Source organism: Rothia sp. HMSC062F03 (assembly GCF_001836905.1).
Classification (GTDB): domain Bacteria; phylum Actinomycetota; class Actinomycetes; order Actinomycetales; family Micrococcaceae; genus Rothia; species Rothia mucilaginosa_A.
The window spans coordinates 57,668-65,228 of record NZ_KV830885.1 but is presented as its reverse complement, the minus strand read 5'-3'; the positions used below and the strand labels follow the sequence as shown (position 1 = coordinate 65,228).

Below are 7,561 nucleotides of genomic sequence, written 5' to 3'. Positions count from 1 at the left end.
CCCCCCCCCCCCGTGCCGTCTTGGTGACGCATCCGTAGCGATGCAGGAGAGATGAGAAGCGGCGCGTCCGCCCCTTTACGGGTCGGATGCGCCGCTTCCTTTATGCCCAGATTATGCCCTGCAGTAGCTAAAAACGTGTTGGGCGGCGGTTTCCTAGCTCCCCCGATTTGGCGCTATACAATGCCTGTATGCAGTACTGTATTTTGGACTCCACCAGCCCCCTGCCCAGCGTGGAAGAACTCACCGAGCTTTACGATTCTGTAGGGTGGAGCGCCTATACCAAAACACCCGAACGCCTCATCCCGATGGTGGAAGGGTCGCGGTATCTCTACACAGCACGAGAGGCAACCACAGAAGGAACAGGACGGCTCATCGGGCTAGTACGCGCCATCGGGGATGGACACTCTATCGCCTACATTCAGGACCTCCTAGTGCATCCGCATGCCCAGCGTCAGGGCGTTGGTTCTGCGCTTCTAAAGCGTGTCATTGAGGACTTTGACCGAGAAGACATTCGACAGCGACTCATTACTACCGACGTCGGTACTGAACACGCCGTTGCGCTATACAAACGCTACGGTTACGCCCCCGTAGAGGCGGCAGGATGCATCACCCTTGCATGCTATCGATAAGGCAATATCTCGCATGCGACTCAACTCGTTCAAACTGGCTGAGGCACTGGGCTAAACCCACTAAGCGTCAGAGCTTACACAGAAGCGGCGCATCCACCCGTCACGGGTCGGATGCGCCGCTCTGTTTTAACTACTTTTGACTGTCCGCAGCGCCAGTGCGCAGGGCTACATCCCAGCCGCTCGCCAGGCGCGTCGCCGCGGCCACCAGAGCCACCAGATCCTCGGCGTACACCGGGGTCGAGCGCACGCCCGCGCACCAGTCAATCGTGCCCAAACCCAGCCAGGGCTTACCCGGAAAGAACTCGCGCCGCAGCGCCACGCGGCGCTTACCCAGGGCGCGGCGACCCGGCACGTACCCGCCGCGGCTGATGAACAGCGCCTCGCGGCCCTCGGACTCCACCAGCGCCTCCAGGGCCCTCAGCGCAGGAACCCAGCTCGGCTCCCCCACGCTCGCCAGGTCGGCCAGTTCGGGATACTCGCTCTCGTGCTCCGCCACGCTCACGCCCAGGATGTACTGGTAACGCACCTGCCCCAGCTCCTGCGGTAGACCGCGGTCAGCGGTCTGAATCGTGCCGCACAGGTGCCGCGCGACCGGCTCACCCTCGGCGTTCACGCCGGCCAGGGGCTCGCCGTCCCGGTAGATTGCGGGGCCGTCCAGGTAGAGCCCCGCCGCGCCGGTACCCGTGATATTGGGGCGCACCGACCAGCCGGGAAGCGCCTCCTCCAGGCGGGGCACCACGCCCCGCAGGATTTCGAAAACTTCGTCGCGAGATACCGCCACGGCGGCTCCTTTCACCTTACGCAGATAACGATTTGCGATGTGGCCCGGTCTATCAAACGACCGGGCCACATGCCTCTAGTATTCGTCTAGACCCAGCTTAGCGAGCGTTCCGCCTGCGCGAAGGCAACCACACCATGAGCGCCGACAATGCCGTACCGGCAAACATCATCACCGCCATGGACTCCACCGCGTTCAGGGGGCTCAACGCCAACAGCAGCGAAGAAATGATGCCGCTACCGTACTGGAAGGAACCCAGCAGCGCCGCGGCGGTACCGGCAACAGCGGGCTCCACCGAGTTCAAAGCTGCCGCGTTCGTGCAGGCCGCCACCACACCGTTCATGCCGAACACGAAGAACACCGTGACCACCACACCCCACAGGCCACCCACACCGGTCACGCCAGTGGTAGCAAGCGCCACACCCGCCACAGTGGCAACCAGGGTGGCGACCTTGAGGATGCCGCGCAGGCTGTAGTTCTTCACCCACCGCTTGTTGAAAGCGGTCAGGCTCATCACGCCAATCATGTTCATTCCGAACAGCAGACCGTAGTAGCGCGGATCCACGCCGAAGTGGGTGATGTACACGGTCGAAGAGTTCGTGATAAACGCGTAAATGGAAATGTAGTAGAAGCACACGCACAGCACGTAACGCATGAACGGGCCGTTCTTAAAGAGCACCGGGTAGTTCACAAACGCCGAAAGAATCGAGCCGCTATCGCGCTTAGCCGGGGGCAGGGACTCGGGCAGGAACAGAATCAGCCCGAAAATAATGAGCGCTACGGCAGCAATAGCCCAGAAAGTCCAGCGCCAGCCGCCAGCCACCACCAGGAAACCGCCCATGAGCGGCCCGAGAATCGGGGCGAGCGCCATAATCAGCATGAGCGTGGAGAGCACCTGCGCGGCGCGAGTTCCCTCGTAGAGGTCACGCACGATGGCGCGCGCCAGCATGGGTCCGGTGCATGCGCCAACGGCCTGCAGAATACGGGCGATGATGAGCTCCGGCATGGTGTCAGCAACAGCACACCATGCGGCGCCGAGGGCAAAAACAATCATGCCCGCAGAGAGTGGAATCTTACGGCCCACACGGTCGCTCACCGGGCCCAGAATCAGCTGAGCCAGCGCGAACCCCAGCAGGAAGCTGGTAATCATGAGTTCTTCGCCGGAACCGAGTTCCGCGGTGATTTCGGGAACGCCCGGCAGGAAAATATCCGTCGCGAGGGCCGTGCAGGCCATGAGAGCGCTGAGCGTGATGTACAGCAGAAGGGTGCGCTTCGCCCCGTAGTTATCGGGGTGGGCCGTGTGGGGCTCTGCTGCGCCCCGAGAGGTTGAGTGAGAAGTGGACGAGGCGGTGGATGCGTCAGCAGCCGTCTCAGAATTCGTTAGAGATGAGGCCATATGTCCTTAATTCTTGAGGCGCGGGGCATGCTCGCGTCTCAGCGATACTGTATGAGATTATGTCTGCGTGTTACCGCCCGTGGCCCTCGGGGCGAGGTGGTTCCTCCGCAAGAGGGCATAGAAAAACCCGTGGGCGGATAAAACGGGTGGTTAACCAGTGTACGCCCGCGCAGGGCCCCACGGAAATGAAACATCCGCCCGCCGAACCGCTCGAGGCTTGGGGCTTGGGGTCCGTTCCCCGATTTGACTCGCTCTCAACTAGGAGCGTTGCCGAACCCGGGGCTACAATAAATCGGTGCCAATTCAGGTACGCGCACAGGCAAACAGAGCCGGATGCGGTGATAACGTCGTCACCCGACCCCCCCCGTTGCGCGCACTTCCCCTACCGACACCCACAGCACACGCATCACGTACGCAGGAGAACGCCCATGCATGAGTTCTTTGACCCCGACCAGGTATTCCGCATCGTCGACATTGCCGCCGTTGTCGCCAACGGCCTGCTCGGCGGTGCCGTGGCGCGCGCCTTCCGGTTCGACATTGTGGGCTTCCTGCTGCTCGCCGTTGCCTGCGGTATGGGCGGCGGCCTGATTCGTGACGTGCTGCTGAACTCGGGCCTGCCCGTGGCGCTCACCGACGGCGGCTACTGGATTGGCGCAATCGGCTCGTCCATCCTGGCGTACAGCATTGATCTGAGCGCCCGCTGGGCAACCCGCACCCTGCTCGTCGTGGACTTCGTGGGCATGGGGTGTTGGGCCGCGACCGGCACCATCAAGTCCCTGAACCTGGGCCTGCACTGGCTGCCGTCCATTACCCTGGGCATCACCACCGCCGTGGGTGGCGGCCTGATTCGCGACATCATGGTCAACCGTATTCCCGCGATTTTTGGCGGTAACTCCCTGTACGCGACCGTCGCCCTAGTCGGCGCCGCGGAGACGGCCCTCGTGACGGGCCTTTTCCACCGCCCAAACCTGGCGATGGCGCTGTCCATCCTCCTGTGCCTGATACTGGGCGTGCTCTCCCACGCGCGGAACTGGCAGCTGCCCACCACCCCGGGCGGCCTGCATGTGCACCGCCCGCGCCTGTTCACCTTCTTCAACCGCAAAGAAAGCGCGGTGCATAACGAGGGCTGGTCGCCGGGTGAGCCGCTCACCGATCAGCTGCAGGTGGTCAGCCCCGAGCAACTGGATGAGTACCGCCGCGCTAAGGCGCGAACCAGGCCCCGCAGGGACGAAAAATAGCGGAAGGGTGGGTCGGTATCCCCGTAGGGAACCGGCCCACCCTTCCGTTTTGGGCTCCGCCGCCATGCGCTGAGGCAGGGCTAGTGCGGCAGGCTAGATGGTGTACTCGGTGCTGTCGTACACGGTCAGGAACTTGCGGATGCGCTCGTCGCCCGAGGCGAAGAAGCCGGTCGGCTCGCCGTTGTAGCGCAGCGTACCGTTCTCCAGGAACACGATGCGGTCCGCAACCTTCTTCGCGAACGCCATATTGTGCGTCACGATGACCAGGGAGCGGCCTTCCTTCGCCAGCTGCATGAGCACGCGAATCACCTCGGCCTCAAGCTCGGGGTCCAGGGCGCTCGTCGGCTCGTCGAAGAGCAGGTATGCCGGTTCCAGCGCCAGGGCGCGGGCAATCGCCACGCGCTGCTGCTGGCCACCAGAGAGCGATTCCGGGTAGGAGTCGGCCTTATCGGCTAGGCCCACCTTGGCGAGCAGCTCGCGGGCACGCTCCTGCGCCTGCTTGGCGTCCAGGGTGCCGTTGAGGGTCGGGGCGAGCGCCACGTTCTTCAGCGCCGTGTAGTTCGGGAACAGGTTGAACTGTTGGAACACCATCGCCGAGCGGGAGCGGATATCACGCACCTGCGCGTCGGTGAGCTTCTGACTGTAGTCCACCTGCGCGTCGTCGATGGTGAGCGTGCCGGACTGCGGGGTTTCCAGCAGGTTCAGGCAGCGCAGCAGGGTCGACTTGCCGCTACCGGAGGGGCCCAGAATGACGGTGGTCTCACCGTCGGGGATGTCCAGGCTGATGTTCTTGAGAACCTGCGTCTCACCGAAGCTCTTCGAGAGGGATTCCACGCTAAGCATTGCGGCTCCTTACGTAACGGTTGCTGTACTTCTCCAGGGCCGACTGCGCGGCGGTCAGCACGGTAAAAATTACCAGGTAGACGAGGGCGACCTCAGAGTACATTGCCAGCGGCTCGAAGGTACGCGAAGCAATCTGCTTGCCGGTCTGGAACAGATCGACCATCGAGATGACCGACACCAGCGAGGTGCCCTTAATCAGGTCGATGAAGTTGTTGCCCAGGTTCGGCAGTGCGATGCGCACCGCCTGCGGAATCACGACGTAGCGCAGGGTCTGCATGCGGGTGAAGTTCAGGGTCGCTGCCGCCTCAAACTGGCCGCCGGGGATAGCCGCCACAGCGGAACGGAAGGTCTCAGCCACGTACGCGCCGGTGTGCAGGCTCATCGTGATGATGGCGGCGCTCCACACGTCCAGGGCGATACCGACTTTCGGCAGGCCGTAGAAGACGATGAACAGCTGCACCAGCAGCGGGGTGCCACGGAAGACCCAGATATACAGCCACGCCAGCCAGTTCACCGGGGCAAAGCGGCTCGTGCGCGCGCCGGCGGACACGATGCCCACCAGCAGCGCCAGCGCGAAGGAGATGAGCGATAGCGGAATGGTCACTGCCACCGTCGAGGTCAGCAGCTGCGGCAGCGATTCTGCCCAGAGGTTGAGGTAGCGTTCCATGCGCGGAACTCAGCTCCTTATGAGAGTGTTAGTTCTTCGGGGAGAGGTCTTCGCCCACGTACTTCTCGTAAATCGCCTTGATGTCACCGTTCTGCAGGTGCTTCTTCAGCGACTCGTCGATGGCGTTGCGCAGGGCGTCCTGGCCCTTAGCCATCAGGATGGAGGAGTTGCTGCCGGTGCCCAGGTCGCCGGAGAGCAGGCGCAGGTTAGCGTCCGGGTGCTCCTTGAAGTACTCAGCGAAGGACACGGAGTCGTTCGCGGTCATCTCGGCGCGCCCCGACAGGACCTGCTCGATAGCCTCATCGAAACCGGAAACAACCACGATCGAGGCGCCCTTAGCCTCCACCATCTTGCGGAAGTTCGAAGTCTCAGACTGCGCCGAGGAGTGGCCGGAAATCTCGCTCACGTTCTGCAGGGAGGAGTCCTTCTTCACGGCGACCTTCGGCTCCGAGTAGAGGTAGGGTACGGAGAAGTCGTACTTCTGCTTGCGCTCGTCGGTTGCGGAGACGTTGTTGATGACGATGTCGTAGCGATCGGCGTCCACACCTGCAATCAGCGAATCCCAGGGGGTCTCGATGAACTCGGCGGTCACGCCCAGGTCCTTGGCGATCAGGTCGACGATTTCCTTCTCGAAACCGACCAGGGTGCCGTTCGAGTCGTGGAAGGAGAAGGGGCGGTAAGTACCCTCCAGGCCCACACGAATCTTGCCGGCAGACTTAATAGCCTCCAGCTTGTTGGTGCTGGATGCGGTGCTGCCGCCGTTGGAGCCGCAGGCGGCGAGCAGGGCTGCCAGGCCGGTGAAGGCGGTGCCTGCGAGGACGGTGCGGCGGTTAATCATTGCGGACATGGTTCTTCCTTAGCGTCGTAGTTGATGCTCTTGTAGTTGCGGGCTGTCACCCTGTGTTTACTCGGGGCATCGTTGGGGTGCCCCTTCTTAGCGGGTGCAACGCTGGCTATCCTACAGCTATTCCCAACCCGAGAGAATTCAACGTAATATTCCGTCATATTCTCTCATCAATACGGGAAAAGCGGCTGAGACATCAACCACGACGCGGTGTCAGAAGTCCTGGCGGGTGAGCCCTTTCCGGGCCCCTTCCGAGCCTTTCACGAAAGCTTAGGAGGCGGGGCTCAAGTCCTCGCCCACGTGCTTCTCGAAGATGGCCTTGAAATCGCCGTTGCCCAGGTGCTTCTTGATGGAGGCGTCAATCGCATCCTTCAGCGCGGTCTGGTTCTTGGGCAGCAGAACGGCAACGTTGGTGCCGGGGCCAACCTCACCCTCCAGCAGGCGCAGGTTGGCGTCCGGGTGCTCCTTGAAGTACTCGGCGAAGGACACGGAGTCGTTGGCGGTCAGCTCGGCACGGCCGGTGAGCACCTGCTCGATAGCCTCATCGAAGCCTGTGACCTCGATAATGGTGGCGCCGCGTTCCTCTACGAGCTTGCGGTAATTGCTGGTCGCGCTCTGGGCGGCGGTGTGGCCGGAGATTTCGGAAGCGTTCTTCAGGCTCGAGTCCTTCTTCACGCCCACGCGGGCACGGGAGTGCGCGTAGGGCACGGAGAAATCGTACTTCTTCTTGCGTTCCTCGGTGGGTGCCACGTTGTTGAGCACGATGTCGTAGCGGCCCGCGTCCACGCCGGCGATAAGCGAGTCCCAGGGGGTTTCGATGTACTCGGCGGTCACGCCCAGGTCCTTGGCGAGGGTCTCGGCGATGTCGTACTCGAAGCCGGCGAGCTTACCGGAGGCGTCGTGATAGGTGTAGGGGCGATAGGTGCCCTCCACGCCGATGCGGATTTTGCCCGCGGATTTGATGGACTCCAGCAGGTTGGAGGAGCTCTGTGCGGAGCCCGAGCTGGAGCTGTTACCGCCGGAGCAGGCGGCGAGCAGGCCGGTGGTTCCGGCGAGGGCCGCGCCCAGTAGCAGGGAGCGTCGGTTCAGCACGGTGAAGGTGTTGAGAACGGTCATTCTTGGTTCCTTAATCTACGTTGATGTGTGGTGTGAAAGTTGAAATCTGC

General features: G+C 62.6%; 8 protein-coding genes. 2 read left to right on the top strand and 6 right to left on the bottom strand.

What is annotated here, in order from left to right; translation table 11 throughout:
• The first annotated feature begins 188 nt into the window (after positions 1–188).
• Entirely contained in the window at positions 189–629 is a 441-nt protein-coding gene (locus tag HMPREF2674_RS05875) for a GNAT family N-acetyltransferase (RefSeq protein WP_070825099.1), read from the top strand.
• A 130-nt stretch (positions 630–759) separates the two neighbouring features.
• Here HMPREF2674_RS05875 and HMPREF2674_RS05870 read toward each other — a convergent pair whose 3' ends face one another.
• Complete coding sequence (locus tag HMPREF2674_RS05870; RefSeq protein ID WP_070825098.1) at positions 760–1,410, bottom strand: L-alanine-DL-glutamate epimerase; 651 nt, start codon at positions 1,408–1,410, stop codon at positions 760–762.
• 97 nt (positions 1,411–1,507) lie between these two features.
• Positions 1,508–2,803, bottom strand: a complete 1,296-nt coding sequence (locus HMPREF2674_RS05865) for a multidrug effflux MFS transporter (RefSeq protein WP_246826185.1) — start codon at positions 2,801–2,803, stop codon at positions 1,508–1,510.
• A gap of 428 nt (positions 2,804–3,231) precedes the next feature.
• On the opposite strand from HMPREF2674_RS05865, the gene HMPREF2674_RS05860 reads away from it, so the two are divergent.
• Positions 3,232–4,041 (top strand): trimeric intracellular cation channel family protein, encoded by an 810-nt coding sequence (locus tag HMPREF2674_RS05860; RefSeq protein ID WP_049333917.1) that lies wholly within the window; start codon positions 3,232–3,234, stop codon positions 4,039–4,041.
• A 93-nt stretch (positions 4,042–4,134) separates the two neighbouring features.
• On the opposite strand, the gene HMPREF2674_RS05855 is transcribed toward HMPREF2674_RS05860, so the two are convergent.
• From HMPREF2674_RS05855 to HMPREF2674_RS05840, 4 genes are all read right to left on the bottom strand, one after another.
• The gene (locus HMPREF2674_RS05855) at positions 4,135–4,884 is read right to left on the bottom strand and encodes an amino acid ABC transporter ATP-binding protein (RefSeq protein WP_070825097.1); all 750 of its coding nucleotides are present in this window, start codon (positions 4,882–4,884) and stop codon (positions 4,135–4,137) included.
• Positions 4,877–5,551 (bottom strand): amino acid ABC transporter permease, encoded by a 675-nt coding sequence (locus HMPREF2674_RS05850; RefSeq protein ID WP_070825096.1) that lies wholly within the window; start codon positions 5,549–5,551, stop codon positions 4,877–4,879. Before HMPREF2674_RS05850 ends, HMPREF2674_RS05855 begins: the two co-directional genes overlap by 8 nt.
• A 28-nt stretch (positions 5,552–5,579) precedes the next feature.
• Positions 5,580–6,398 carry a transporter substrate-binding domain-containing protein gene (locus HMPREF2674_RS05845; RefSeq protein ID WP_070825095.1) on the bottom strand — a complete coding sequence of 273 codons (819 nt, stop codon included), beginning with the start codon at positions 6,396–6,398 and terminating at the stop codon, positions 5,580–5,582.
• Positions 6,399–6,665: 267 nt separating this feature from the next.
• Positions 6,666–7,511, bottom strand: a complete 846-nt coding sequence (locus tag HMPREF2674_RS05840) for a transporter substrate-binding domain-containing protein (protein ID WP_049347073.1) — start codon at positions 7,509–7,511, stop codon at positions 6,666–6,668.
• Positions 7,512–7,561: the final 50 nt, after the last annotated feature.

Coding starts and splice junctions, on each gene's coding strand:
- HMPREF2674_RS05875 (WP_070825099.1), top strand. CDS start 189: ATGCAGTACTGTATTTTGGACTCCACCAGCCCCCTGCCCAGCGTGGAA.
- HMPREF2674_RS05865 (WP_246826185.1), bottom strand. CDS start 2,803: ATGGCCTCATCTCTAACGAATTCTGAGACGGCTGCTGACGCATCCACC.
- HMPREF2674_RS05860 (WP_049333917.1), top strand. CDS start 3,232: ATGCATGAGTTCTTTGACCCCGACCAGGTATTCCGCATCGTCGACATT.
- HMPREF2674_RS05855 (WP_070825097.1), bottom strand. CDS start 4,884: ATGCTTAGCGTGGAATCCCTCTCGAAGAGCTTCGGTGAGACGCAGGTT.
- HMPREF2674_RS05850 (WP_070825096.1), bottom strand. CDS start 5,551: ATGGAACGCTACCTCAACCTCTGGGCAGAATCGCTGCCGCAGCTGCTG.
- HMPREF2674_RS05845 (WP_070825095.1), bottom strand. CDS start 6,398: ATGTCCGCAATGATTAACCGCCGCACCGTCCTCGCAGGCACCGCCTTC.
- HMPREF2674_RS05840 (WP_049347073.1), bottom strand. CDS start 7,511: ATGACCGTTCTCAACACCTTCACCGTGCTGAACCGACGCTCCCTGCTA.